This window comes from Actinacidiphila sp. bgisy167, from assembly GCF_965342175.1.
Lineage (GTDB): Bacteria > Actinomycetota > Actinomycetes > Streptomycetales > Streptomycetaceae > Actinacidiphila.
The window spans coordinates 1-24,963 of the sequence record NZ_CBDRBL010000069.1 but is presented as its reverse complement, the minus strand read 5'-3'; the positions used below and the strand labels follow the sequence as shown (position 1 = coordinate 24,963).

Here is a 24,963-nt window from a genome sequence, read left to right as displayed (position 1 = left end):
CATGCGAGTTGGCGTGCTGACCGGCGGCGGAGACTGCCCCGGGCTCAACGCGGTCATCCGGGCCATCGTGCGCAAGGGAGTCCAGGAGTACGGATACGAGTTCACCGGATTCAGGGACGGCTGGCACGGCCCCCTCGAGGGCGACACCGTGCCGCTCGACATCCCCGCCGTGCGCGGCATCCTCCCGCGCGGCGGCACGATCCTCGGCTCGTCCCGCACGAACCCGCTGAAGGCGGAGAACGGCGTGCGCCGCGTCAAGGAGAACCTGGCCAAGTACGAGGTCGACGCCCTCGTCGCGATCGGCGGCGAGGACACCCTCGGCGTCGCCACCGCCCTGTCGGACGAGTACGGCGTGCCCTGCGTCGGCGTCCCCAAGACCATCGACAACGACCTGGCGGCCACCGACTACACCTTCGGCTTCGACACGGCCGTCAACATCGCCACCGAGGCCATCGACCGCCTCCACACCACCGCCGAGTCGCACATGCGCGTCCTCGTCGTCGAGGTGATGGGCCGCCACGCCGGCTGGATCGCCCTGCACTCCGGCCTCGCCGGCGGCGCCAACGCGATCCTCATCCCCGAGCAGCGCTTCGACCTCGACCAGGTCTGCGCCTGGGTGGAGAGCCGCTTCAAGATCCGCTACGCGCCCATCGTCGTGGTCGCCGAGGGCGCCATGCCGAAGGACGGCGACATGGTGCTCAAGGACCAGTCGCTCGACTCCTTCGGACACGTCCGCCTCTCCGGCGTCGGCGAATGGCTCGCCAAGGAGATCGAGCGGCGCACCGGCAAGGAGGCCCGCACCACCGTGCTCGGGCACGTCCAGCGCGGCGGCACCCCCAGCGCCTTCGACCGCTGGCTCGCCACCCGCTTCGGCCTCCACGCCATCGACGCGGTCCGCGACCAGGACTGGGGCACGATGGTGGCCCTGCGCGGCACGGAGATCGTCCGCGTCCCGCTCCGCGACGCGACGACCCAGCTCAAGACGGTCGATCCGAGCCTCTACACCGAGGCCGGCGTCTTCTTCGGGTAAACACCGCGTTTCCTCGGCGCCGTCTGCGCTTCCACCGCTTGCCATGGGCGATCACGCGGCCGTACATTCCCTGCACCCGGCTTGTCCGGCCGCTTCGTTTATCCCCTTTGAGCACATGAGGAGCGCCCGGAATGGCGGGTGTACTGGCGGTCGCAGGCGGCACCGCATCCGGCAAGTCAACCCTTGCCGAGGCCCTGTCGCTGCAGTGTCCCGAGAGCATCGCACTGGTCCATCTGGACGACTACTACGTGCCCGCGCACGATCCCCTGAGGGGCGTGTGGACGGTCAGCGCCGGCGGGCACGCCATCCTCGACTGGAACCATCCCGGTTCCATCGACGAAGCCGCCGTCAGCGCCGCGATCGACGCGGCGCTGGCGCGGCCCGGCGTCCGGCTCGTGGTCGTCGAGGGTCTGTTCGCCCTGGCCCTGGCCTCGGTGCGGGAGCGGGCCGACTGGCGGGTGTACGTGGACGCCCCCGACGACATCCGGCTGGCCCGCAAGATCCTGCGCAAGATCGAGGTGCAGCGGCAGGACCCGCGGCTGTCCCTGCTGAACTACCTGCAGAGCGGCCGGGAGCGGCACGCCGTCCATGTGGCGCCCTCCCGGGCGCTGGCCGACCTGGTGGTCGACGGCACCACCGAGGGCCCGGACATGCTGGCCGCCGTCCTGGGCCTGATCGGCCCGGTGCCGGCGCCCGCCCCCGAGGCCGTGCCCGACCAACTCCCCGCCCGCCCGCGGCGGCCCCGCGCCGCCGCCTCCCGCACGCGCCACCTGCCGGCGGCCGCCGTCTGACCTGCGGCCAGGCACGGACGGCAGGGCGGCGCGACGTCGCACCCGGAGCGCAGCGCACGCGCGGGGCCGGGCCACGGTCCCGCGCGCCCGTCGCTAACCGGCGACCGCCACCCCTGCCAGGAGTTCCGCCACGATCGCCGGGCCGCGCAGCGTCAGCACCGACTCCGGGTGGAACTGGACGCCCGCGAAGCCCGGGCCGCGCAGTGCGTGGACGTCGCCGGTGGCCGGGTCGCGGCTCAGCTCGACCCGGTGCATGGCGAGCTCTTCGGCTGCCGCGTCGTCGCAGCGGGCGGTGAAGGAGTTGTAGAACCCCACGGTCTCGGCCCGTCCGAACAGGTCGATCCGCGTCTGCGCGCCCTGGAAGGGGACGCGCTTGCGGACGATGTCGAGGCCGAGCTCGGCGGCGATCAGTTCGTGGCCGAGGCAGACCCCGAGCAGGCCGTGCCGGTGGCCGCGGACGAGTTGGGCGGTGAGGCCCCGCAGAAGCGCCATCTTGGGGTCGGCGGTGTCGCACGGGTCGCCTGGCCCCGGGCCGAGGACGACCGGGCCCCGATGCGTCAGAGCCGTCTCGCGCAGCCCGGCCTCGTCGAAGCGCCGCACGGTGACCTGCAGCCCGGACGACCGCAGCACATGCGCGAGCATCGCGGTGAAGGTGTCCTCGCCGTCCACGACGAGTGCGTGCCCGGCCGGATCGGCGGGCTCCGCCGTCCGCATCCGCAGCCAGAACGGCGCCAGGTTCGCCCGGCGGGAGTCCAGCGCCGCCCGCACCCGGATGTCGTCCGCGAGGCGCGGGCGGTCCTCGTCGGCCGGCCGCGGCGCGCCTCCAGGCCGCGCCCCCAGCGCCGCCAGCACTCCCGCCGCCTTGGCGTGCGTCTCGGCGACCTCCGCGTAGGGGTCGGAGCGGCGCACCAGCGTCGCGCCGACGGGCACCTTCAGCACGCCCTTGGCGTCGATGTCCGCCGTGCGGATGAGGATCGGCGAGTCCAGTGTCTGCGCGCCGCCCGCGTCCCGCCCGATCAGCGCCAGCGCGCCCGCGTAGTAGCCGCGGCCGCCGGGCTCGTAGCGCTCGATCACCCGGCAGGCGTTCTGCACCGGCGAGCCGGTGACCGTCGCCGCGAACATCGTCTCGCGCAGGACGTCCCGCACGTCCATGGTGCTGCGGCCGCGCAGCTCGTACTCGGTGTGCGCCAGGTGCGCCATCTCCTTCAGGCGCGGCCCCACGACGACGCCCCCGAGGTCGCCGACGGTGCACATCATCTTGAGTTCCTCGTCCACGACCATCGTCAGCTCCTCCACCTCCTTGGCGTCGCGCAGGAAGGCGAGCAGCCCCTCGGCGTCCGGCCCCTGAGCGGGGTAGCGGTAGGTGCCGCTGATGGGGTTCATGACGACCGTGCCGCCCGCCATCCGCACATGCACCTCCGGGCTCGCCCCGACCAGCGTCCGCTCGGGCGTGCGCACCACGAACGTCCAGTAGGCGCCGCGCTCGCCGTCGAGCAGCCGCCGGAAGAGCGCGAGCGCGTCGACGGCCGCGAACCCCGGGATCGTGCCGCGGAAGGTGCGCCGGATGACGAAGTTGGCACCCTCGCCGCGTCCGATCTCGTCCGCGATGACGCGCTCCACGATCCCGGCGTAGGTGTGGTCGTCGACGTCGAAGGCCCCGCCCTCGACCTGCACGGCGTGCGCGGGCAGGGCCGCCATGAGCTCGGGCAGCGGCAGCTCGTACGTCTCCTGGGGGCGGAGCACCAGCAGCGGCGTCCCGTCGTCGCGCACCTCGAAGCCGCGCTCCCTGATCTGCGCGAAGGGCACCAGTGCCAGCGCGTCCACCGCGGGCCGGGCTCCCTCGGGGGGCCCGGTGGGCAGCGTGATGCCGGTCAGCAGCTCCGCCGTCCCGACGGGGCCGAGCAGCACCTCGACGGTGTCCGCGTCGCGGCCGGGCGCCCTGCGCCGCAGCAGCGCGAAGGGCGGGCACGCGGGGTCCAGCAGCCGCTCCACGAGTGCGGCGGCGGGGGGTGCGGTGCGGGGATCGCGGTTCTCCACGGCGGTTCCTTCCGGTCTTCGTGAGAAAGGCGGGGGGAAGGACGGCCGCAGGAACGCCGAAGGCCGCCCTTCGGCGGCCTGAGCGTCTGGCTGTGCGTACGCGCTGCTAGTGGGCCGCCGGATCCGCGGTCCACCACCACTGCAGGTGCGTCTGCTGTGCGTACATGTTCCGCACCCTAACCCATCCACCGGTGACCCGGCGGCGGCGTCTCACGCTTTCGGGGCACGGTGGGACATACGGCCCCGGTACGCTCGGGGATGCGTCCAGAATCCCGTCCATGGGAGGAACCATGACCGCCGAACCGCTGCCGGCCTGGGCGATTCCGCCGCGTGGCGGCTTCACCTCGGACGACCTGGACCGCATTCCCGACCTCCCGCCGCACACGGAGTTGATCGACGGGAGCCTGGTGTTCGTGAGCCCGCAGAAGAGCTTCCACTCGCCGGCCATGTACCTGCTGGAGCAGGGTCTGCGGGCGACGGCCCCGGAGACGCTGCGGGTACGGCGGGAGATGAGCGTCGTCCTGAACCGGCGCAACCGGCCCGAGCCGGACCTCGTCCTGGTGCGGGCCGAGGCCGCGAGCGACGGCGCGGACGAGACGGGGTACCAGGCATCCGACGCCGTGCTGGTCGTCGAGGTCGTCTCACCCGACTCCGAGGAGCGGGACCGCAAGCGCAAGCCGCAGCTGTACGCCGAGGCGGGCATCCCGCACTTCTGGCGGGTCGAGAAGGGCGAGGGCCGGCTCCCGGTCGTCTACGTCTTCGAACGGGAGCCGGCCACCGGGACCTACGTCGCCACCGGCATCCACCACGACCGGCTCAAGGTGTCCGTGCCCTTCGCCGTGGACATCGACCTCGGCGGGATCGAGCGGCTGTAGCCGGCTCTCCCGCCGGGTCGGCTCACCGCACGAGTCGCCACAGCGACGCCCATTGCTCGGCCGAGAGGTCCTTGGGGAGGGCGTACGGGGGGACGCGTTCAGCACGCAGCCAGGCGCGCAGCGCCGCGCCGTCGAAGTGCCCGGTGCGGCCGAGGACTTCGCGCAGACCGCGTCCCGGGCCGGTGAACACCCTCTGAACGAAGGCCTGGTAGGCGCGGCGGTCGCCGACGAGAGGCTCCGGGCGCCGGGTCATGCTGAGCAGGCCGCCGTCGACCGAGGGCACCGGGCGGAAGGCGCGCGCGGGGACGCGGGAGTGGAGGGCGAAGCCGTACCAGGGCCACCAGGAGGCGGTGAGCATGCTGGCGCCGCCGACGCCCGCCCGGCGGCGGGCGACCTCCCACTGGACGAGCAGCACCGCGGACTCCCACCGGTCGGCGGCGAGGACCCGCCGCATGATGGTGGTCGTCAGATGGAAGGGCAGATTGCCGACGATCACGTGCGGCTCGCGCGGGAAGCGGTAGCGCAGGACGTCGGCGTTGACGACATGGGCCCCGCGCGGCAGCCGCCGCTGGAGGCGCTGGGCGCGCCCGGGGTCGATCTCCACGGCCGTGAGGGGGCGGCCGGTACGGCTGAGGGGGAGGGTCAGCGCGCCGTCGCCGGGGCCGATCTCGACGATCGGTCCGCTGGTGGCGGCGACAAGGGCCTCGATGGAGGCGATGACCCCGCGGTCGGTGAGGAAGTTCTGGCCGAGCTCGTGCCGGCCGCCCACCATGGATCGGTGGTGAGGCATGGGTGTGCACTCCGCGACATGAGAGGTTCCGACGATGGACCCGATGCCGCGGCGAAGAGCGCCGCGGCTATGCCCGGCGCAGCCTGATGTAGTAGGTGCAACCCATGGCCCGCACGCTATCGGGACGCCGTTCGGCTCCGCACCTGGTTTTCCGCGGTCCGACCCGGGTTGTTCCGCGGTCCCGGAGCCCGCGCGCCCACGGCAAAGGCGCGTTCGGGCCCTGTCCGGTCTCCCCGCGCGCTGCTTCACTGGGCCCATGACGTCCCGAGACGCCGTCCTCGTCGCGGCCACCGTCGCCGTCGGCCTCATGGCCGGGCTGTTCTTCGCCTTCTCCGTCGCAGTCATGCCGGGTCTGGCCAAGACCGCCGACCGCACGCTCGTCGAGGCGATGCAGCGCATCAATGTCGCCATCCGAAACGGCTGGTTCCTGCTGGCCTTCGGCGGGTCGCTGCTGCTGTTGGGAGCCGCTGTGGCGCTCTGTCTCGGCGAGGACGGCCGCGGTCCGCTCCCGTGGGTGATCGCCGCGACCGCGCTCTACCTGGCGGTGCTCGCCGTCACCTTCGGCGTCAGCATCCCGTTGAACGAAAGTCTGGACGCGGCGGGGGACCCCGCGCGCCGGGCGGACATCGCCGACGTGCGCGAGCGGTTCGAGGCGGCGTGGGTCCGCTGGAACCTGGTGCGCACGCTCCTGCACGGGCGCGCTGGGCTGCTCGGCCTGGGCGCTCGTGCTCAGCGGCCGGGTCGCCGCGGAAGCGGCGCGGCACACAGGGCACATGTGAAGTCGTCGTCCTTGACGAGGTTGCGCTCGCCGCAGCGGGGGCAGTGCCGGAAGACGACCGCCTGCGTGAACCAACCGGGGCGGGCGAGCCCGGCGCGGTCGAGGGCTGCCGCCAGGGCCGGCCAGGAGGGTTCGGGGTCGGGGCAGTATCCGGTCGACTGGTTGCTGACCTCGCTCACCTCCCAACCGCCGTCCTCCCGTGCGGCGAACGCGATCTCTCCGGCGGCGAGGACGGGCCCGCCCCCGGCGCACGCCACGTGCTCGCTGCGGCGCGGCGCGAGCAGGAGCGTGCCGGCCGGGTCCACGACGTACGTGAAGGGCTCCTCGCGTTTGGCGGCTGCGGCGCCCTCCAGCCACTCCCGGAGGTCGTCCGGTGCGCGCACCGCGCGGCCCGCCGCGCCCGGTCGGACGACGGCGGCGCGGAGGTCCTGCGGTCCGACGTAGGTGAACGTCCCGGACGGCGTGGGCATGGCGGCGGTCCCCTCTCTCGGCCCCGTGTGCGAGCGGGCCGAGCGTATGCCCCGGCCGAGGTCCGGCTCACCGGGTGGACCTTCCGGGCTCGGGCGCGGGCCGGACCGCCGCCGGCCGGCGCCGGGTGGCGCCGGTGTGCCGGCCCCGCGAGCGCGCGCACTTCCGGCCACCGCGGCCGCTCCGGGCGCCTGGGACAGGGCTCGGCATGGTCCACCCGGTCGTCTCATCTTCCGGCCAGAGGGCAAGGGAACGGACACGAGCGCGTAATGTGGGCATCGTGACCGTGAACGCTGAAACCATCGCCGGGCGTCAGACCTGGCGCTCACTGCCCGCGGCGCAGCAGCCTGAGTATCCGGATCCCGAGGCTCTGCGCGAAGTGATCGCGGAGCTCGAGTCGTATCCGCCGCTCGTCTTCGCAGGCGAGTGCGACCAGCTGCGCGACCGCCTGGGTGCTGTCGCCCGGGGTGAGGCGTTCCTGCTGCAGGGCGGCGACTGCGCCGAGGCCTTCGACCAGATCGGGGCCGACCAGATCCGCAACAAGCTGAAGACGCTGCTGCAGATGGGCGCCGTTCTCACCTATGCCGGGTCCGTGCCGGTCGTGAAGGTGGGCCGGATCGCCGGCCAGTACAGCAAGCCGCGTTCGAAGCCGACCGAGACCCGGGACGGGGTGACCCTCCCCACGTACCGCGGCGACTCGGTCAACGGCTTCGAGTTCACCGAAGTGGCCCGCGTGCCGGACCCGCAGCGCCTGAAGCGGATGTACCACGCCTCCGCCGCGACGCTCAACCTCGTACGGGCCTTCACCACCGGCGGCTACGCCGACCTGCGGCAGGTGCACGCCTGGAACCAGGACTTCGTCCGCTCCTCGCCGTCCGGGCAGCGCTATGAGGCCCTCGCCCGGGAGATCGACGGCGCGCTCAACTTCATGCACGCCTGCGGCGCGGACCCGGAGGAGTTCAAGACCGTCGAGTTCTACGCCTCCCACGAGGCGCTCCTGCTCGACTACGAGTCGGCGCTGACCCGTGTGGACTCGCGTACCGGCCGGCTGTACGACGTGTCCGGCCACATGGTGTGGATCGGTGAGCGCACCCGTCAGCTCGACCACGCGCACATCGAGTTCGCCTCGAAGATCCGCAACCCGCTCGGCGTGAAGCTCGGCCCGACGACGACGCCCGAGGAAGCGCTGGCGCTGATCGACCGGCTGGACCCGGAGCGCGAGCCCGGCCGGCTGACCTTCATCACGCGCATGGGCGCGGGCAAGGTGCGCGACCTGCTCCCGAACCTGGTGGAGAAGGTCACCGCCTCGGGCGCCCAGGTCGCGTGGGTGTGCGACCCGATGCACGGCAACACCTTCGAGGCGGCCTCGGGCCACAAGACGCGCCGCTTCGACGACGTGCTCGACGAGGTCAAGGGCTTCTTCGAGGTGCACCACGGCCTCGGCACCCACCCCGGCGGCATCCACGTCGAACTGACCGGCGACGACGTGACGGAGTGCGTGGGCGGCGGCGACGAGATCTTCGTCGACGACCTGCACCAGCGCTACGAGACGGCCTGCGACCCGCGGCTCAACCGCAGCCAGTCGCTCGACCTGGCCTTCCTGGTGGCGGAGATGTACCGCGGCCACTAGGCCGTCCCCTTGCGGGCGTGAGAGGGGCGCGGATCACACCGATCCGCGCCCCTCGTCGGTTTTCAGCCACCGGTTCCGGCGGTAAGGTTAGGTTTACCTCAGACCGGAATGACGAGAGCGGTGAACCGTGTACGTCTGCTCATGCTTCGGCATCACCGAAGAGCAGGTCAAGCAGCATGCGGACGCCGGTCGCTGCACCCCTCGCCAGATCGCCTCCGCCTGCAAGGCCGGCACGGACTGCGGTTCCTGTGTGCGCCGGATACAGGCGATTCTCGGCCGTGGCGCGGGTGGCGTCACCCGGACGAAGCTCGAGACCGCGACACCCGCGCAGCCCGCTCCCTCGTCCGCGCCCCGGCCGGTCCCGCCCGCGCTGCCCCTGCCCCTGCCCGTGCCGCTGCCGGTCACGGTTCCGCTGCCCGCGGCCGCCGGCGCCGCCTGAGGCGACCGGCCGGCCCCGGCCGCGGGCGGTCCGGTCCGTTCAGCTGTCGGGCTGCTCGATGACCTGAGCGATGTACAGCGGCTCCCCGAGCTTCTCGATCAGCTCGAGCTGGGTGTCCAGGTAGTCGATGTGGTGCTCCTCGTCTGCGAGGATGTCCTCGAAGATGTTGGCCGAGGTGATGTCGCCCTTCGCCCGCATCACCTCGATGCCGCGCCTTAGGCGGTCGATCGCCTCGACCTCGACCTGGCGGTCGACCTGGAACATCTCGGTGACGGTCTGCCCCACCCGGACGTGGAAGAGCCGCTGGTAGTTCGGCAGTCCCTCGAGGAAGATGATGCGGTCCGTCAGCACCTCGGCGTGCTTCATCTCGTCGAAGGACTCGCGCCGCGTGTACGCGGCGAGCTTCGTCCAGCCGAAATTCTCCTGCATCTTGGAGTGCAGAAAGTACTGGTTGATCGCCGTCAGCTCGCCCGTCAGCTGTTCGTTCAGGAACTCGATGACCTCGGGGTCGCCCTGCATGGCAAGCCCGTCCTTTCCGGAGGAATGGGCACATTGGGCGCATCTTCGCATCGGCGGTGGTAGTGATCCAGTAAGTCCACACTTACTCTTCTGACCCCTGCTGTCATACTTTGGCCGGGTGCTGGTCGTGAGCACTGCATTCGGTCTGTCACCATGGACGCATGGGTCAGTCCGAACGCCGCGAAGGAGAGCTTCCTCCCGGGCAGCGGATCCAGCGGGGCTGGCCGGTGACCCACTACGGACCGGTGCCCAGGTTCAAGCCCGAGCGGTGGGAGTTCCAGGTCTTCGGCGCCACGGCCGACGGCGCCAAACGCGCCTGGGGCCACGAGGAGTTCGCCGCGCTGCCGTACACGACGGTCATGGGCGACTTCCACTGTGTGACCAGGTTCAGCGTGCTCGGGGTCGAGTGGGGCGGCGTGTCCGCCGCCGAGATCCTGCGGCTCGCGCCCCCCGCGCCGGACGTCACGCACGTCATGATCTGGGCCGAGTACGGCTTCAGCTCCAACCTGCGGCTGGACGACTTCGCCGACCCCAAGTCGATATTCGCGACCCACCGCGGTGGCGAGCCGCTGACCGCGGAGCACGGCTTCCCGGTCCGGCTGATCGTGCCCCACCTCTACGCCTGGAAGGGCCCCAAGTGGGTCCGGGGCGTGGAGTACATGACGTCCGACCGCCGCGGCTTCTGGGAGGAGCGCGGCTACCACAACCTGGGCGATCCCTGGAACGAGCAGCGTTACTCCTACCAGGAGGAGCCCGGCGACGGGCCGGAGTTGTAGCCGCCCCCGACCCTGCCGCCGACCTCGCGCCAGGCCCCCTGCCCAACTCTCGCCGCTGCCGGTCAGTGGTAGTGGTGCACGACCGCGTGGCCCTTGCCGCGGCCGATCATCCACTTGTTGACCGGAGCGGTCACCAGGAAGGCGACCGCGAACGCCAGGGCGAGGGCGACCCAGAACAGCGCGTCCGAGAGCGTGGCCTCCATCGCGCCCGGGAGCAGCAGGATCGTCCCGTTGTCCGCGATCTCCATGAAGAGGATCGAGACGGTGTCGGCGGCCAGCGCCACCCGTACGGCGCTGCGCAGGCCGAGGCCGGCGCGGAGGACGCCGCGTACGGTGAGCGCGTAGCCGAAGACGAAGGCCAGCGCGATCGCCAGGACCATCGTCGGGGCGTCGTGCCAGCCGAGGGCGGTGCCGATCGCCATGCCGAGGATCTCGCCGATGGCGCAGCCGGTGAGGCAGTGCAGCGTGGCCAGGGCGGCGGTGCCCCACGAGGCCGAGCCGGCGCCGCGGCCGTGGCCCTGGTGGTGGTGCGGGTCGTCGTGCTGCGCGGTGTCGTGGTGGTGCGGGTCGTCGTGCTGCGCGGTGTCGTGGTGGTCCCGGTGGAAGTGCTCGACGTGCTCCATCCTGCGTCCCCAGAGATCGTGCCGGCTCGTCGTGCCGTTCACCCGTGACAACCGTATACCCCCCTGGGGTATTCCGGCACTGGTTCACGCACCGCGCAGCGACTTCAGCAGGGCCACGTCGCGGGCCATGCCGGTGCCCTTGGGTCCGCCGTTCGGTGTCTCCACGATCAGCGGCACACCCTCCGTGGCAGGGTGCCGGAACAGCTCCCCGAAGGCGGCGGCGCCGATGTGACCGGCGCCGATGTTCTCGTGCCGGTCCTTGTGGGCGCCGACGACGTCCTTGGAGTCGTTGGCGTGGATCAGCTTCAGGCGTCCCTCGCCGACCGTCGCCACCAGCGCGTCCAGTGCGGCCTTGACCCCTCCGGCCGCCGACAGGTCGTGCCCGGCCGCGAACACGTGGCAGGTGTCCAGGCAGACCCCGAGCCGCGGGTGGTGGTCCAGGGCGTCGAAGTACGGACCCAGGTCCTCCACCAGCGAGCAGAGCGAGGAGCCCTGCCCCGCGGTCGGCTCCAGCAGCAGCCACGGGTCGTCCTCGTGCGTCAGCTCCTCCAGCAGCGGCAGCATCCGCTCCCGCACCTGCGCGAGCGCTGTGGCCCGGGAACGGCCGCCGGTCGCCGAGCCCGTGTGCACGACCGTGCCCAGGGCGCCGATCTCCCGTGCCCGGCGCAGCGAGTGGCGCAGCGAGGCGACCGAGTGGTCGACGGTCGCCTCGGTGTGCGAACCGAAGTTGATCAGGTATGGCGCGTGGACGTAGGCCGGAACGCCCTGCGCGGCGCAGTGGTCGCGGAACTCCGCGTCCTGCCGCGGACTGCCGGGCGGGGTCGCCCAGCCGCGGGGGTTGGCGACGAAGACCTGCACGGTCTCGGCGCCCATCCGCGCGGCCTCCGCCAGCCCGGTGGCGGCCAGCCCGCCGGCCACCGCGACATGGCCCCCCACGGGGTTGCGGAGCGCGGCGGCGCCGCCCCCGGATGTGGCTATCGCACCCACAGTGTGATCGTGCTGCCCTTCGGTGCCTCGGTGTCGCCGGCCGGCGACTGGTTGTTGACCTGGCCGGTGAAGAAGAACTGGATCACACGGACGTCGAAGCCCGCGGCCTCCAGCTTCGCCTTCGCTTCGTCGACGTCCAAGCCTTCCACCTCGGGCACCCGGACCATCTCCTGCCCCTTGGAGACGGTCAGCGTGACCGTGTCGCCGGCCGCCAGCCGCGTGCTCGCGCCTGGTGACTGACCGGCGACCGCGCCCTCGTCCGCCTGGTCCGAGAAGACCCGCCGCGGGGCCACCTTCACCTTCAGCCCGGCGTCCTCCAGCTGCCGGCGGGCGTCCTCCAGCGGCTGTCCGACCAGGTCGGGGACGTCGACGGGCGCTCCCTTGCTGACCACCAGCGACACGGCCGAGCCCGGCCGCCTCTCGGCACCCGAGCCCGGGTCGGTGGAGATCACCCGACCCCGCGACACCTCGTCGCTGAACTCCTTGGAGACCGTCCCCGGGCTCAGGCCCGCGGCCTTGAGAAGGCGCTCGGCCTCGGCCAGCTCCTCTCCCGCGACGCCGGGGACCTTGACCCGTTCCGGGCCCTTGGACACGGTGATCGTCACCGTGCCGTTGCCCCGGATGCGCTCACCGGTGCCCGGGTCGGTGGAGGCCACCTTCCCCTTGCTCATGGCGGGGTCGAAGGCCTCGACGACCTCGACGTCCAGCCCGGCCTCGCGCAGCTGGCGTTCCGCCTGCGCCCGGGGCAGCCCGACGACGGCGGGGGTCCTGGTGAACTGCCCGTCGTTGATGTACCAGACGCCCGCGCCGACCCCCAGGATCAGCAGCAGGGACGTCACGACCGCGACCGCACCGGGTCGCCTGCGGGACCGCGACGCGGGCCGGGCCGCCGTCCGGGGCTGCGGCCGGGTCGGCTCGGGCGGCAGCTCCAGGCGCGCGGTGCGGTGCACCACCGCCGTCGGCTCCTCGGAACCGGCGGGCACGACGGCGGAAAGGGGTCCGGCGGTGCGTGCGGCCGGCGGCACAAGGTCCAGCTGTTCGGGCGTCATGCCCTGGCGCGCCGCGTGCAGCCGTCGCAGCAGCTCCGCGGCGTCGGCCGGGCGCCGGGCGGCGGCGCGCGCGGTCGCCTCGCCCACCAGCGCGTCCAGCTGCGGGGGCAGTCCGGGGGCGGTGGCGGACGGGGCGGGCACGTCCTCGTTCACCAGCTGGTAGACGACCTGTGCGGGCGACCCGCCGCGGTGCGGCTTGACGCCGGTGAGCATCTCGTAGAGCAGCACCCCGCACGCGTACACATCGGTGCGTTCGTCGGACGTGAGGCTCTCGACCTGCTCCGGCGCCATGTACGAGACCGTGCCGAGGACGCCGCTGGTGGAGGTGCTGGTGTGCGTGCCCGCCACCCGGACCAGGCCGAAGTCCGCCACCTTGACGCGGCCGTCGTCGCCGATGAGGACGTTCTCCGGCTTCATGTCCCGGTGCACCAGCCCCGCGCGGTGCGCCGCGCCGAGCGCGGCGAGCACCGGCTCCATGATGTCGAGCGCGGCGCGGGGCGGCAGCGCCCCGCGGTCGCGCAGCACGTCGCGGAGGGTGCAGCCGGCGACGTACTCCATGGCCAGGTAGACATAGGTGTCGTCGGCGCCCTGGTCGTAGACCTGCACCACATTGGGGTGGTCGAGGCGTGCGACGGTCTTCGCCTCGCGGATGAAGCGCTCCACGAAGCCGGGTTCGGCGGACAGCGCGGGGTGCATGACCTTCAGGGCCAGAGGCCGGTCCAAGCGGGTGTCCAGGGCCCGGTACACCGTCGCCATGCCGCCGACCGCGATCCGGGACTCCACCCGGTAGCGGCCGTCGAGCGTCTGCCCGACGAGCGGGTCCTGCAGCGTCCTGTCCACGAAGGTGCATTTTACGGTGCCTACATGACCCTTCTGGGCTAAGCCGCCCAGGTTGTACCCCACCCGTGTCGTACCGCAACCGGCCCGTGACACGGGTCCGGCGGGGGGTCGGCACCGGGCGGTCCCGGTGGCGGTGCCGGGCGGTGGGCGATCCTGGCGGCCGGTCCCCGGCGGCGGTGCGGCTGCGGTCCCGCTCGCGGCCGTGCGCCCGTCCCGGTCCGGCACGGTGCCGCGCCGGCCGTGCGCGGATTCCGCGCACGGCGCGGCCGCGTCGCCTGCCGCCGGTCAGGAGGCGCCGAAGGCCGGACGCTCCGGGTCGAACGCGGCGACCCCCGCGGTGGGCGAGGAGGCGGTCGCATGGTGACGGCGGGGGATGCGTCCGGCCCGGTACGCCAGGCGGCCGGCCTCGACCGCGTGCCGCATCGCCTCCGCCATGAGCACCGGTTCCCTCGCCCGGGTGACGGCGGAGGCCAGCATGACGGCCGAGCAGCCCAGCTCCATCGCCAGCGCCGCGTCCGAGGCCGTCCCCGCCCCCGCGTCCAGGATCACCGGCACCGCCGCCCGCTCGACGATGAGCTCGAAGTTGTGCGGGTTGCGGATGCCGAGCCCCGAGCCGATGGGTGAGCCCAGCGGCATGATCGCCGCACAACCCACGTCCTCCAGCTTCCGGGCGAGCACCGGGTCGTCGTTCGTGTAGGGCAGCACGGTGAAGCCGTCCTCCACGAGGGTCTCCGCGGCGTCCAGCAGCTCCACAGGGTCGGGCAGCAGGGTGCGCTCGTCGGCGATCACCTCCAGCTTGACCCAGTCGGTGCCCAGCGCCTCCCGAGCCAGGCGCGCGGTGAGCACGGCCTCGCCCGCGGTGTAGCACCCGGCGGTGTTCGGCAGGACGCGGATGCCGTGCCGGGCGAGCACCGACAGCACCGACCCCTGGACCGTGGGGTCCAGCCGCCGCATCGCGACGGTGGTCAGCTCGGTCCCGGAGGCGAGCAGCGCCTGCTCCATGGCCTCCAGGCTGGGAGCACCGCCCGTGCCCATGATCAACCGGGAGTCGAAGGCGGTGCCGCCGATGGTCAGCGGGTCGTCGGCCATGGGGTCAGCCTCCCTGGACTGCGGTGAGGACCTCGACGCGGTCGCCGTCGCACAGCGCGGTCGCCGGCCACTGCGCGCGCGGGACGACCGTCTCGTTGAGCGCCGCCGCCACCCCGGAGGGGGCGGCGGTCAGGGTCGCGACGAGGCGGTCGAGGGTGACGCCCTCGGCGACCTCCCGCACCTCGCCGTTGACGGACACGGACACAAGGAGGGGCGCGGTCATGCGGGCTGCTCCTGGAGGGCGAAACGGTCGGGGGAGAAGGGCCGTGCCAGGGCGGGCGGCTGCGACCCGGTGAGGACGTCGGCCATGACGTCGCCGGTCAGCGGGGTCTGCAGGACGCCGTTGCGGTGGTGGCCGGTGGCGAGTACCAGTCCCTCGAGCGCGGCGCGGCCGAGCAGCGGGGCGTTGTCGGGCGTGCCCGGACGCAGCCCCGCCTGCGTCTCGGCCAGCGGGAGTTCGGTGATGCCGGGCAGCAACTCGTGGGCGTCGCGGAGTAGTTCGTACACCCCGCCGGCGGTGACGGTGGTGTCCCAGCCCATCTCCTCGCTGGTGGCGCCGACGACCAGTTCGCCGTTCTCGCGCGGCACCAGGTAGACGTGGCCGCCGCGGACCACGGCCCGCACCGTCCGCGAGAGGAAGGGCGCGTACGCCGGCGGCACCCGCAGCCGCAGCACCTGCCCCTTCACCGGCCGTACGGGCGGCAGTACCCGCGCGGGCAGCCCCTCGATCCGGCCGCTGAGGCTGCCGGCGGCCAGCACCACCGCTCCCGCGGCGATCCGGTTGCCGTCCTCCAGGACGACCCCCTGCGCGCGGTCGGCCACGACCTCCACCCTCGCCACCCGCGAGCGCCGGAAGTCCACGCCGGCGTGCTCGCAGGCGCGCACCAGTGCCGCCGCCAGCCGCCGGGGGTCGATCTGGTGGTCGCCGTCGACCCGCAGGCCGCCGTGCACGCCGGGGGCGAGCATCGGTTCCAGGCGGCGGCACTCACGGCCGCCGAGCCACTCGGATGCGAGACCCAAGGACTGCTGGAAGGCGTGGAGTTCGCGCAGTTGCGCGCGGTCGTCGGCATCCAGGGCGACGGCCAGGGTGCCGCAGGTGCGGTACCCGAGTCCCAGCCCCGTGCTCTCCTCCAGCTCCGCCACGAAGGACGGATAGCGGGCGGCCGCGGCGAGGTTGAACTCCAGCAGCGCCTGCTCGCCGTACTGCACCTCCGTGACCGGGGCCAGCATCCCCGCGGCCACCCGGGCGGCCCCGCCGCCCGGTTCCGGGTCCGCGACCACGGTGCGCAGGCCCTGCTGGGCGGCCCGCCACGCGGTGACCAGCCCGATGATCCCGCCGCCGATCACGACGACGTCATGGACCACGTCACGGGTGTCATGACGGTGCATGATGTTCCCGCTCCTCCCTTCGCCGGCATGACCCGGATCAGGTTCGTACGGTCGGCGGCCGCTCCAGCCGCCCTCTCAGCCCGGTGCGCCGGGCTCCCGCGAGTACTCCCCACCCACATTAGTACGCGCCGTCCGCGGCGAGTAGGGCACCGGTACGGCGGGCGGCGCCCCCGCGGCGCTACGGTGATCGCGTGACCAGCAGCAGCGGGCAGCGCGCCGTCGTCGTAGGGGCCGGGATGGCCGGAGTCCAGACCGCGGTCTCCCTGCGCGAGCAGGGATGGGGCGGCACGATCACACTGATCGGCGCGGAACGGCACGCCCCCTACGACCGGCCGCCGCTGTCCAAGGGCGTGCTCTTCGGCGCCGAGGAGGGCCCGGCACTCGACGTGGACTTCGCCGGCATCGGCGTCGAACTGCTGCTCGGCCGGCAGGCCGTCGCCCTGCGCCCCGAAGAGCGGCAGGTCCGGACCGACGGCGGCCCGGTCGCGTACGACAAGCTCGTCCTGGCCAGCGGTGCCGAGCCGGTCATGCTGCCCGGCAGCGAGGGCACGCCCGGCGTCCATGTGCTGCGCACCCTGGACGACGCCACCGCGCTGCGCCCGGTGCTGGAGAACCGGAACCGGGTCGTGGTGGTCGGCGCGGGCTGGATCGGCGCCGAGTTCGCCACCGCGGCACGCCACGCGGGGTGCGAGGTGACCGTCGTCGAGGCCGCCGACCGGCCGCTCGCCGGGGTGCTGCCCGCGCACATCGCCGAACGGATGCGCGGCTGGTACGCGGAGGAGGGCGTCGAGCTGCGCACCGGCGCGGTCGTCTCCTCCGTCGAGGCGGGAGCCGTACGCCTCACCGACGGCACCGTGCTCGACGCCGAGGCGGTCGTCGTCGGGATCGGCGCGCGGCCCGCCACCGGGTGGCTGGCCGGTTCCGGCGTCGCGCTGGGGCCGGACCGCTCGGTCCTCGCCGACGACCGGCTGCGCACCTCGGCGCCGGACGTGTACGCCGTCGGGGACTGCGCGTCCTTCCCGTCGGCCCGGTACGGGGAACGGCTGCTGATCCACCACTGGGACAACGCGGTGCAGGGGCCGCGCACCGCGGCAGCGAACATCCTGGGCGGCGACGAGACCTATGATCCCGTCCCCTATTTCTGGTCGGAGCAGTTCGGGCGTTTCGTGCAGTACGCCGGACACCACGGGGACGCCGATCCCATGCTGCTGCGCGGCGACCCGGACGGCCCCGCCTGGTCGGTGCTGTGGCTGCGCGAGGGCCGGCTGGTCGCGCTGTTCGCCGTCGGGCGGCCCCGTGACCTGGCCCAGGCCCGCAAGCTCATCGCCCGCGGCGCCCGCGTCGACGAGGCTTTGGCGGCCGACCCGGCGGTGCAGCTCCGGGCCGCGGTCGTCTGACCCGCGGTCGACCCGCGGCCCGGGGCAGGGGGCCTGCGGACCGCGCGGACCGCGTCCACGGGCCTCAGGGGCGCGGCGTACGCGTCAGGACGGAGCAACGGGTGGGCCGAGCGGTTCCATCGTGTCGGTCCGGGATGGCACGCTTGTCCTGTGACCGAGATCGACGCAAAGATTGACTCCCTCGTTCCCTCCTGGCTGTACGTCCCCGACGTCGCCGAGCGCCTCGGCGTGGAGGTGACCCGGGTCCGCCAGCTCATCAAGGAAGGCCAGCTCATCGCCGTGCGGCGCGGTGAGAACCGGGTGCTGATGATCCCCGCCGACTTCATCGGCGAGGGCAAGATCGTGAAGGGCCTCGCGGGCACCCTCACCCTGCTCAAGGACGACGGGTTCAGCGACGCGGAGGCACTGGAGTGGCTGTTCACCCCGGACGAGAGCCTGCCCGGCACCCCCGTCCAGGCGCTGCGTGACAACCGCGGCACCGAGGTGAAGCGCCGCGCCCAGGCGCTCGCCGTCTGACGCCCGACCCGCCGTACCCACAGCAGCCACCCGAGGGGGACCGCTCGCATGAGCACGCCCGTGAGCACCAGCACGAGCAGCAGTTCTGCCGGCGCGCCCGGCAGCAGCCGGGCCCGGCTCGCCGGCGCCCGGCTCTACCTGTGCACCGACGCGCGCAAGCGCCATGGGGGCCTGGCGGAGTTCGCGGCGTTCGCGGACGCCGTGCTGGCGTCCGGGGTGGACGTCATCCAGCTGCGCGACAAGGCCTTGGAGGCCCGCGAGGAGCTGGAGTACCTGGCGGTGCTCGCGGAGGAGTGCCGACGGCACGGAAGGCTGCTCGCGGTGAACGACCGCGCCGACGTCGCGCACGCCGCGGGGGCGGACGTCCTGCACCTGGGCCAGGGCGACCTGCCGGTGCCGGCCGCCCGCGCGATCCTCGGCGAGGAAGTGGTCATCGGGCGGTCCTGCCACTCCGAGGCCGAGGCGGCCGCTGCCGCCGTGGAGCCCGGTGCGGACTACTTCTGCACCGGGCCGGTCTGGCCCACCCCCACCAAGCCCGGCCGACCCGCCCCCGGCCTCGGCCTGGTCCGCTACACGGCGGGCCTGGGGACGGACCGCCCGTGGTTCGCGATCGGCGGCATCGACCTGTCCACCGTGGAGCAGGTGCTCGACGCCGGGGCCCGCCGCATCGTGGTCGTCCGCGCCGTGACCGAGGCGGACGACCCGGGCGCCGCGGCGGCCGAGCTCGCCAAGCGGGTGCGCTCCTACGACGACTGAGCCCGCGGCCGGGGCGGGGGCTCACGCGGGCCGTACGGGGGCGTGAGAGGGCCGTACGGCGGCGCGCTGGGGTCGCGGTGCGCAGGGCACGGGGGCGGCCGGGGATCCGTCCCGCGTCGCGAGCGCGGACTGTCCAAGGAATGGACGTTTGGGCGCCGCTGTTGGGGCGCCGGACCCCGCGCCACTAGCCTGAGGCGCATGGCCCTCGGAACCGCCTCCACCAGAACCGATCACGCGGTCACCATCCGTGAGCTGCTGGCCTCCGGCGAGCGCTCGTACTCCTTCGAGTTCATGGCGCCGAGGACCGAGAAGGGCGAGCGGACCCTGTGGAACGCGATCCGCCGCATCGAGGCGGTGGGCCCGACCTTCGTCTCCGTCACCTATGGCGCCGGCGGCACGTCGCGCGAGGGCACCGTCCGGGCGACCGAACGCATCGCCTCCGACACCACCCTGACCCCGGTGGCGCATCTGACCGCGGTCAACCACTCCGTCGCCGAGCTGCGGAACATCATCGGCCAGTACGCGGACGCCGGCATCCGCAACATGCTCGCGCTGCGCGGCGACCCGCCCGGCGACCCCATGGGGGAGTGGCAGCGGCACCCGGAAGGTGTCGACTACGCCTACGAACTCGTGCGGCTCATCAAGGAGTCGGGCGATTTCTGCGTGGGCGTGGCCGCCTTCACCGAGATGCACCCCCGCTCGACCGACTGGGAAAGTGATACGCGTCACTTCGTCGAGAAGTGCCGGGCGGGCGCGGACTACGCCATCACCCAGATGTTCTTCAACCCCGAGGACTACCTGCGCTTGCGTGACCGGGTCGAGAAGGCCGGCTGCGAGACCCCGATCATCCCCGAGATCATGCCGGTCACGAACGTGCGGCAGATCGAGCGCTTCGCCCAGCTCGGCAACGCGCCTTTCCCGCAAGAGCTTGCGGACCGTATCCTCGCGGTCAACGACGATCCGGCCGCGGTGCGGGCGATCGGGGTCGAGTACGCGACCGAGATGTGTCGGCGGCTGATGGCCGAGGACATCCCGGGGCTGCACTTCATTACCCTTAATCACTCCACGGCGTCGTTGGAGATCTACGAGAATCTGGGACTGCACCAGAGGTCGTAAGGGCGGAACAGCCGCCCTGGTTGGCCGACGACGGTGAATGGTGAGGAAGTGCGCGCATGGCCTACGCAGTGCTCTACATCGCCTTCGGGGTGGTCGCGCTGTGGCTGCTCGGTGAAGTGCTCCTGCAGTACAAGGCGCGGTTGAGATGGCGGCTGCTGGCCTTCGCGGGATTCCTCGGCGTCGTCCTGGGCGTCACCCTGCCCTCGATCCTCGTCATCGCGGCGGGAGCCATCGCCTTCGGCGTCGGCCAGACCTTCGTCACCCTCTCCTACCGCCGCGGCTTCGTCGAGGGCTGGGCGCTCAAGGCGCCCAAGGGCCATGGTGACGGCGAGGACGACGACGATGACGCGGCACCGCAGCCGCGTCGGGGCGCCGGTCGCCGCGGCCGGGACGCGCAGCACGAGGAGGCGCCCGCCGACGGCGTGGCGCCCCCGTACGAGGAGCCCGGCGTCGAGGCCCCCGCCGGTGCGGGTGCCGGGCAGCCCTACGATGCCCAGGCCGCCCACACCGCCGCCGGCCCTGCCGCCGCGGCGCCTGCCGGCATGGACTCCACGCAGGTCTACCAGCCGATGCCGATGCACGAGGACAGCGGCGAGTACCCGATGTACGGCGGGCAGCCGAACCAGGCCCAGCCCTCCTACGCCCAGGACCCGTACGCCGGCGCGGGCGCCGGTTACCAGGGCTACGAGGCCACCACCGGCTACGGCGACTGGAACGGCGGTCAGCAGCAACAGCAGCCCGCCGCCGCCTCGTACGAGGCCTACGGGCAGCAGCAGACCGGTGGCTGGGAGCAGCAGGCGGCCTACGGTGGCTACCAGGACCCCTATCAGGGCCAGAACCAGGGCCAGAACCAGGGCCAGGGCGCCCCTCAGCAGCAGTACGGCTACGACACCCCGGCGGGCGGCGTGTGGGTGCCGCAGCAGGGTGGGGAGCAGCAGCCCTACATCCCGCAGCAGGGTTCCTACGACCAGCAGGGGCAGGGGCAGGGGCAGTACGACCCGTACGACCCCTACCGGTACAACTAGCGACTGGGTCGCGGGCCCGTCGGCGACGACGGGCCCGCTCCGGCCGGACGTCCGGCCGGCCGTCGGCACCTCAACCTCCTCGGCGGGGAGGGGTGTTCACCGGTGCCTCGCGGGCAGGGGCGGTCTCAGCGGCTGCCGCCCGGGCCGCCCGCTATGTGGTCGGCGGCGATGGCGCCGGACATGCCCGTGTGGGCGAGGCCGCCGCCGGGGTGGGACCAACCGCCCACCTGGTACAGACCCGGGACGAGCAGCCGGTTGCCGGGGTGCAGGTGCGCTCCCTGCGCGCCGGCGAGGGCGGGGCGGGGGAGTCGTCCGCCCGGAGTGCCGGTCTCCTCCTCGGTGTCGGCGGGCGTGTGCACGGCCCGCCACAGCAGGCGTTCCGGCAGGTCCGGCAGTACCGCCGCAGCGGCCGCCTGCACCGCGTCCGCGGCGCGCTCGGCCAGGCCCGGCGCCCGCCAGTCCACTCCCGAGGAGCCGTGCGGGGGGACCGTGACGCCGAGCGTGACCGACTCCGAGGCGTCGTCGGGCCGCAGCGTGTCGTCGTCGGGGCGCAGCACCGTGACCGTCGGGCGGTCGTACAACTCGCCGCGCGCCAGCGCCGCCGCCTCGGCCTCGAGGTCCTCGGTGTGGACGACCGTACGGTGCGCCGCGTCCGCGGGCCGCGCACCGCGCAGCGCCAGGCAGACCGTCAGGCGTGCGGGGCCCTCGCAGCGGGGGCCGGGGCCGAGGCCGTCCCACACCCGGGCGGCCGGCCAGGTGTCGCCGGAGCCGTCCGACAGCAACGGGGGGAGCAGCCAGGGAGCCACCCCGGCGACCACGGTGTCGGCGTCGACCCTTGTACCGTCGGCGAGTTCGAGGCCGGCCGCGCGGCCGTCCTTCACCACGATCCCCGCCACCACGGTCCCGAAGTGGAACTCCACTCTCCGTGCCACGCACCGCTCCTGCACGGCGTCGGCCAGTGCCCGCATGCCCCCGCGCACATACCAGCTGCCGAAGGTCTGCTCCATGTACGGCAGCACCGCGGCGCTCGCGGGCACGGTGCGCGGGTCGAAACCGTACGCCAAGGGGTAGGAGCCGAGCAGCGCGGCGAGTCGCGGATCGGCCAGCTCGCGGCGGGCCACGTCGGCCAAGGCGGGTGCCGCGCCGCGCCGGAGGAGGCCTCGGCGTACGGGAGGCGCCGGATACGGATCGCGGCCGAGCGGGGAGGCGTCGCGCGCGAGCGCGTCCTCCAGCAGCGGCCGGCGCGTGGCGTCCCATACCTCCCGGGCCCGCACCAGCAACTCGCTCCAGCGCTCGCCCGCGCCGCTGCCGAGGGCCTCGTCGAGGGCCGCGACCACCCCGCCGCGCGACGCGTTGGGCAGCGACACGGAGGTGCCGTCGGCGAAGACATGGCGGCTCGCCGGGTCGACCTGGCGGAGGGCGACGCTCTCCTCCAGGCTCTCCCGGCCGGTCTTGACGAACAGGTCGCGGTAGACCGCGGGCAGGTGCAGCAGACCGGGGCCGGTGTCGAACCCGAAACCCGCCCGCTCCAGGCGCCGCACCGCACCTCCGTGGGTGCCGGTTCGTTCGTACACCGCCACCCGGTGCCCGCCCGTAGCGAGCCGGGCGGCGGCAGCCATGGCGCCCATCCCGGCGCCGATCACCGCAATCCGTGCCATGAAGGGGACTTTAACCCCAGCCGCCGACAACGCCGCGACCCGGCCTGCGGCGTTCCCTCCAGGCCCTCCAGCGCTGCCAGGCGCGGCGGATCCGCGACTGTACGAAGAACACCAGGGCGATGCCCACCACCAGCAGTGCGGCTGCGATGCTCGCCGCGGCCACCGGGTGGAAGACCGCGAAGGCGATGATCGAGGCGACGCCGGCGTCCTCGGCCAGGCTGATCACGATGTTGCTCGCGGGCTCCGGCGAGGTGTTGACGCCCAACCGCAGTCCGGCCTTCACCAGATGGCTCACCAGCGCCGTGGTCGCGCCGACCGCGCCCGCCGCCAGTTGCGGCAGCGAACCGTCCTGACCGGCCAGCAGGGCCGCCACCACGCCTCCGGCGACGGGCCGGATCGCCGTGTGGACGGCGTCCCATGTGCTGTCCACATAGGGGATCTTGTCCGCCACCGCCTCGCACAGGAACAGGACGCCCGCGACGATCAGGACGTCGGGGCGCTCCAGAGCCGGCGGAATGTCGTCGCTGAGACCCGTGGCGCCCATCAGGCCCAGGAGGAAGACCACGGCGTAGGCGTTGATCCCACTCGCCCAGCCGCTGGTGAACACGAGCGGAAGTACCGACATGGGCCGTGATGCTACCCAAACCCCGGGCGGCGCCGCCTCATTGGAGCGCCGCGGCTCAGGCAGTGAGTATCCGTACTCAGGACCCGGATTGAGTATCCGCGCGGATGAGGCCGGACCGGCCCGCAGGCCAAGGTGGAGGCAACGGAAGGGCACGGCGCCGGCACCGCCGACACGGGGCGGCGGAACGGCGCGGCGCCCGGCCGGTGCGCGGGGGGTGCCGTCCTGGAACGGCCCGACGGGGGATCGGGCCGCTCCGGGCGGCGTGCCGTCGCACGGGGCTCAGGCGCGGGCGTCCCCCGCGAGGCGTCCCCGCAGGAGCCGCGACAGGGCAGCGTGCACGTCGTCGATCGAACGCTCGGGCTGGAAGGACAACCAGTCCAGCGCCGCGACGAGCACCATCCCGAACAGGGCGGCCGCCGTGAGCGGCACATCGGTCTCCTCCGAGAGTTCGCCCGCCGCCACCGCGTCGTCCAGTGCCTGCTCCACAACCGCGACCGCCTCCTTGCGCAGCACCATGAGCGTGCCCTGCCAGGGACGGTTGGTCCGCCACAGCTCGGCCACGTACAGCCGCGTGAAGGACGGGTATGCGGCGATGCAGGCGAGACCCGCCCGGGTCATCGCGTCGACGGCGTCCACGTGGCCGCCACCGCGCGCCACGACCTCCGCGCCGGCCTCCCGCAGGGAGGCCGTCAGCAAACCGGCCCCGTGCCGTAGCAGCTCTTCGAAGAGTTCGTTCTTGCTGCCGAAGTTGTAGTAGACGGTCCCCTTGGCCACCCCGGCCCGCTCGGCGATCTCGTCGACCGTGGTGGCGGAGAAACCCTGCTCGGCGATGAGCGTGACCGCGGCCGCGAAGAGCCTTTGCCGGGTGGCCCGCCGTCGTGCGCTGTTCATCGGGTTCCCTTCGTGGATCGCCCGCTCTGCGGGCGGGAGGAGACGAAGTCTCTGCGGGGCGGGGCTGGAGGGTATGCCGTGCCTGCGCTCCCGTCAGGGAATCGCTCCGCCAGGCGCACGCGGCGTCCGCGGCGCACGTCGGCCCCTGCTGCGCCTCCTGACGCCCGGGTGCTCACAGGGGGCGCCCCTTTCCTGAACTGACCGGTCAGTGCAAAAAAGGTACCCGACGGGGTCGTCGGACCGCGAATTCCGGGCGCCGTCGGTGGCCCGCGGCCAAAGTGTGCAGGTCACAGCGATTGTCAGTGGTGTGCTTCACGATGAGTGAGGAAGGCAGGGAAGTGTCGGACACGTCCCAGACAGGAGGTATGCGATGACCGCGCCAGGCCTCAGCGGCAGCGCCGCCGACGTCCACCCCGTTCCGCGCAGGACCACCGCCCCCGCGGCCGCCCTCGACCTGTTCGCCCAGGCCCGGCGGGGCCTTGAGGAGGCGGCTGTCCTGGAGAGCGCCAACGACCGTTTCGTCACCGCCCACTTGGCCGCGCTGCGTACCGCGGCGGCCGTCCTCGCGGTGCGCGGCCGCCCGGAAGGCACCAGGCGGGGCCGCCAGCGGATACGCAGCGCGTGGGAGGTCCTCCCCGAGGTCGCGCCCGAACTGGCCGAGTGGAGCGCTCTGTTCGAAGCGGGGGCCGGTCGGCGCGCCCGCGCAGAGGCCGGTATCCAGGGCGCGGCCGGCGCCCGCGAGGCCGACGACCTCCTCCGCGCGTCGGAGACGTTCCTGCGGCTCGTGGAGCGCATGCCGGCGCTGCGACCCGTTCCGGACGGGCGGCGGACCGGCCGCCCCGCCTGATCGGCCGCCGGGGCGGCGGCCC

25 protein-coding genes, 1 pseudogene and 1 riboswitch are annotated in these 24,963 nt (G+C 73.2%); of the genes and pseudogenes, 13 read left to right on the top strand and 13 right to left on the bottom strand.

The genetic code is table 11. The features are described 5' to 3' along the window. Position 1: 1 nt before the first annotated feature. Positions 2-1,030: a 6-phosphofructokinase gene (locus ACRWND_RS23280; protein WP_431952487.1), complete on the top strand. Its 1,029-nt coding sequence runs from the start codon at positions 2-4 to the stop codon at positions 1,028-1,030. Between the two features lie 131 nt (positions 1,031-1,161). Next, positions 1,162-1,821, top strand: coding sequence for a uridine kinase family protein (locus ACRWND_RS23275; RefSeq protein ID WP_431952485.1), 660 nt, complete (start codon positions 1,162-1,164; stop codon positions 1,819-1,821). A 93-nt stretch (positions 1,822-1,914) separates the two neighbouring features. On the opposite strand, the gene ACRWND_RS23270 is transcribed toward ACRWND_RS23275, so the two are convergent. Next, positions 1,915-3,858, bottom strand: coding sequence for an anthranilate synthase family protein (locus ACRWND_RS23270; RefSeq protein ID WP_431952483.1), 1,944 nt, complete (start codon positions 3,856-3,858; stop codon positions 1,915-1,917). Positions 3,859-4,148: 290 nt separating this feature from the next. On the opposite strand from ACRWND_RS23270, the gene ACRWND_RS23265 reads away from it, so the two are divergent. Further along, the gene (locus ACRWND_RS23265; protein ID WP_431952521.1) at positions 4,149-4,733 is read left to right on the top strand and encodes a Uma2 family endonuclease; all 585 of its coding nucleotides are present in this window, start codon (positions 4,149-4,151) and stop codon (positions 4,731-4,733) included. Positions 4,734-4,755: 22 nt separating this feature from the next. On the opposite strand, the gene erm is transcribed toward ACRWND_RS23265, so the two are convergent. Then, the gene (gene erm, locus ACRWND_RS23260; RefSeq protein ID WP_431952519.1) at positions 4,756-5,505 is read right to left on the bottom strand and encodes a 23S ribosomal RNA methyltransferase Erm; all 750 of its coding nucleotides are present in this window, start codon (positions 5,503-5,505) and stop codon (positions 4,756-4,758) included. Between the two features lie 52 nt (positions 5,506-5,557). Here erm and ACRWND_RS23255 point away from each other — a divergent pair. Beyond that, positions 5,558-6,172: pseudogene (locus ACRWND_RS23255) on the top strand (DUF1772 domain-containing protein); the annotation flags it as partial. Between the two features lie 80 nt (positions 6,173-6,252). Here ACRWND_RS23255 and ACRWND_RS23250 read toward each other — a convergent pair. Beyond that, on the bottom strand, positions 6,253-6,771 hold the full coding sequence (locus ACRWND_RS23250; RefSeq protein ID WP_431952481.1) for a hypothetical protein: 519 nt from the start codon (positions 6,769-6,771) through the stop codon (positions 6,253-6,255). 278 nt (positions 6,772-7,049) lie between these two features. On the opposite strand from ACRWND_RS23250, the gene ACRWND_RS23245 reads away from it, so the two are divergent. Both ACRWND_RS23245 and ACRWND_RS23240 read left to right on the top strand, forming a co-directional pair. Then, entirely contained in the window at positions 7,050-8,399 is a 1,350-nt protein-coding gene (locus ACRWND_RS23245; RefSeq protein ID WP_431952479.1) for a class II 3-deoxy-7-phosphoheptulonate synthase, read from the top strand. 127 nt (positions 8,400-8,526) lie between these two features. Further along, positions 8,527-8,838: a (2Fe-2S)-binding protein gene (locus ACRWND_RS23240; RefSeq protein ID WP_431952477.1), complete on the top strand. Its 312-nt coding sequence runs from the start codon at positions 8,527-8,529 to the stop codon at positions 8,836-8,838. A 39-nt stretch (positions 8,839-8,877) separates the two neighbouring features. Here ACRWND_RS23240 and bfr read toward each other — a convergent pair whose 3' ends face one another. Further along, positions 8,878-9,357, bottom strand: a complete 480-nt coding sequence (gene bfr, locus ACRWND_RS23235; protein WP_431952475.1) for a bacterioferritin — start codon at positions 9,355-9,357, stop codon at positions 8,878-8,880. 161 nt (positions 9,358-9,518) lie between these two features. Here bfr and ACRWND_RS23230 point away from each other — a divergent pair, with 161 nt between their 5' ends. Then, positions 9,519-10,133: a sulfite oxidase-like oxidoreductase gene (locus tag ACRWND_RS23230; RefSeq protein ID WP_431952473.1), complete on the top strand. Its 615-nt coding sequence runs from the start codon at positions 9,519-9,521 to the stop codon at positions 10,131-10,133. A gap of 62 nt (positions 10,134-10,195) precedes the next feature. Here ACRWND_RS23230 and ACRWND_RS23225 read toward each other — a convergent pair whose 3' ends face one another. From ACRWND_RS23225 to thiO, 6 genes are all read right to left on the bottom strand, one after another. After that, positions 10,196-10,756, bottom strand: a complete 561-nt coding sequence (locus ACRWND_RS23225) for a DUF4396 domain-containing protein (protein WP_431952517.1) — start codon at positions 10,754-10,756, stop codon at positions 10,196-10,198. Between the two features lie 84 nt (positions 10,757-10,840). Then, entirely contained in the window at positions 10,841-11,743 is a 903-nt protein-coding gene (locus tag ACRWND_RS23220) for a deoxyribonuclease IV (protein WP_431952471.1), read from the bottom strand. Beyond that, positions 11,731-13,632 (bottom strand): Stk1 family PASTA domain-containing Ser/Thr kinase, encoded by a 1,902-nt coding sequence (gene pknB, locus ACRWND_RS23215; protein WP_431952469.1) that lies wholly within the window; start codon positions 13,630-13,632, stop codon positions 11,731-11,733. The genes ACRWND_RS23220 and pknB overlap by 13 nt, the downstream gene beginning before the upstream one ends. A 285-nt stretch (positions 13,633-13,917) precedes the next feature. Then, positions 13,918-14,721: a thiazole synthase gene (locus ACRWND_RS23210; RefSeq protein WP_431952467.1), complete on the bottom strand. Its 804-nt coding sequence runs from the start codon at positions 14,719-14,721 to the stop codon at positions 13,918-13,920. 4 nt (positions 14,722-14,725) lie between these two features. Beyond that, positions 14,726-14,944 (bottom strand): sulfur carrier protein ThiS, encoded by a 219-nt coding sequence (gene thiS / locus ACRWND_RS23205; RefSeq protein WP_431952465.1) that lies wholly within the window; start codon positions 14,942-14,944, stop codon positions 14,726-14,728. Next, on the bottom strand, positions 14,941-16,110 hold the full coding sequence (thiO, locus tag ACRWND_RS23200) for a glycine oxidase ThiO (RefSeq protein WP_431952463.1): 1,170 nt from the start codon (positions 16,108-16,110) through the stop codon (positions 14,941-14,943). The genes thiS and thiO overlap by 4 nt, the downstream gene beginning before the upstream one ends. Further along, positions 16,107-16,220, bottom strand: a riboswitch (TPP riboswitch). It overlaps the preceding gene by 4 nt. Before the next feature lie 126 nt (positions 16,221-16,346). On the opposite strand from thiO, the gene ACRWND_RS23195 reads away from it, so the two are divergent. The 5 genes from ACRWND_RS23195 to ACRWND_RS23175 all read left to right on the top strand — a co-directional run bounded on the left by ACRWND_RS23195 (position 16,347) and on the right by ACRWND_RS23175 (position 20,920). Continuing rightward, on the top strand, positions 16,347-17,507 hold the full coding sequence (locus tag ACRWND_RS23195) for an NAD(P)/FAD-dependent oxidoreductase (protein WP_431952515.1): 1,161 nt from the start codon (positions 16,347-16,349) through the stop codon (positions 17,505-17,507). A 150-nt stretch (positions 17,508-17,657) separates the two neighbouring features. Continuing rightward, entirely contained in the window at positions 17,658-18,023 is a 366-nt protein-coding gene (locus tag ACRWND_RS23190; protein WP_431952461.1) for an Rv2175c family DNA-binding protein, read from the top strand. A gap of 48 nt (positions 18,024-18,071) precedes the next feature. Next, a complete protein-coding gene (thiE, locus tag ACRWND_RS23185) occupies positions 18,072-18,779 on the top strand; it encodes a thiamine phosphate synthase (protein WP_431952459.1) in 708 nt (235 codons plus the stop codon). Between the two features lie 198 nt (positions 18,780-18,977). After that, positions 18,978-19,895, top strand: coding sequence for a methylenetetrahydrofolate reductase [NAD(P)H] (gene metF, locus ACRWND_RS23180; protein ID WP_431952457.1), 918 nt, complete (start codon positions 18,978-18,980; stop codon positions 19,893-19,895). Positions 19,896-19,951: 56 nt separating this feature from the next. Continuing rightward, complete coding sequence (locus tag ACRWND_RS23175; protein WP_431952455.1) at positions 19,952-20,920, top strand: hypothetical protein; 969 nt, start codon at positions 19,952-19,954, stop codon at positions 20,918-20,920. A gap of 125 nt (positions 20,921-21,045) precedes the next feature. Here ACRWND_RS23175 and ACRWND_RS23170 read toward each other — a convergent pair whose 3' ends face one another. The 3 genes from ACRWND_RS23170 to ACRWND_RS23160 all read right to left on the bottom strand — a co-directional run bounded on the left by ACRWND_RS23170 (position 21,046) and on the right by ACRWND_RS23160 (position 24,094). Then, positions 21,046-22,578 carry a phytoene desaturase family protein gene (locus ACRWND_RS23170; protein WP_431952453.1) on the bottom strand — a complete coding sequence of 511 codons (1,533 nt, stop codon included), beginning with the start codon at positions 22,576-22,578 and terminating at the stop codon, positions 21,046-21,048. A 10-nt stretch (positions 22,579-22,588) separates the two neighbouring features. After that, positions 22,589-23,203, bottom strand: a complete 615-nt coding sequence (locus ACRWND_RS23165) for a DUF4126 domain-containing protein (protein ID WP_431952451.1) — start codon at positions 23,201-23,203, stop codon at positions 22,589-22,591. Between the two features lie 279 nt (positions 23,204-23,482). Continuing rightward, entirely contained in the window at positions 23,483-24,094 is a 612-nt protein-coding gene (locus ACRWND_RS23160) for a TetR/AcrR family transcriptional regulator (protein WP_431952449.1), read from the bottom strand. Between the two features lie 370 nt (positions 24,095-24,464). Between ACRWND_RS23160 and ACRWND_RS23155 the strand changes: the two genes are divergently transcribed. Further along, positions 24,465-24,941, top strand: a complete 477-nt coding sequence (locus ACRWND_RS23155; protein WP_431952447.1) for an SAV_6107 family HEPN domain-containing protein — start codon at positions 24,465-24,467, stop codon at positions 24,939-24,941. Positions 24,942-24,963: the final 22 nt, after the last annotated feature.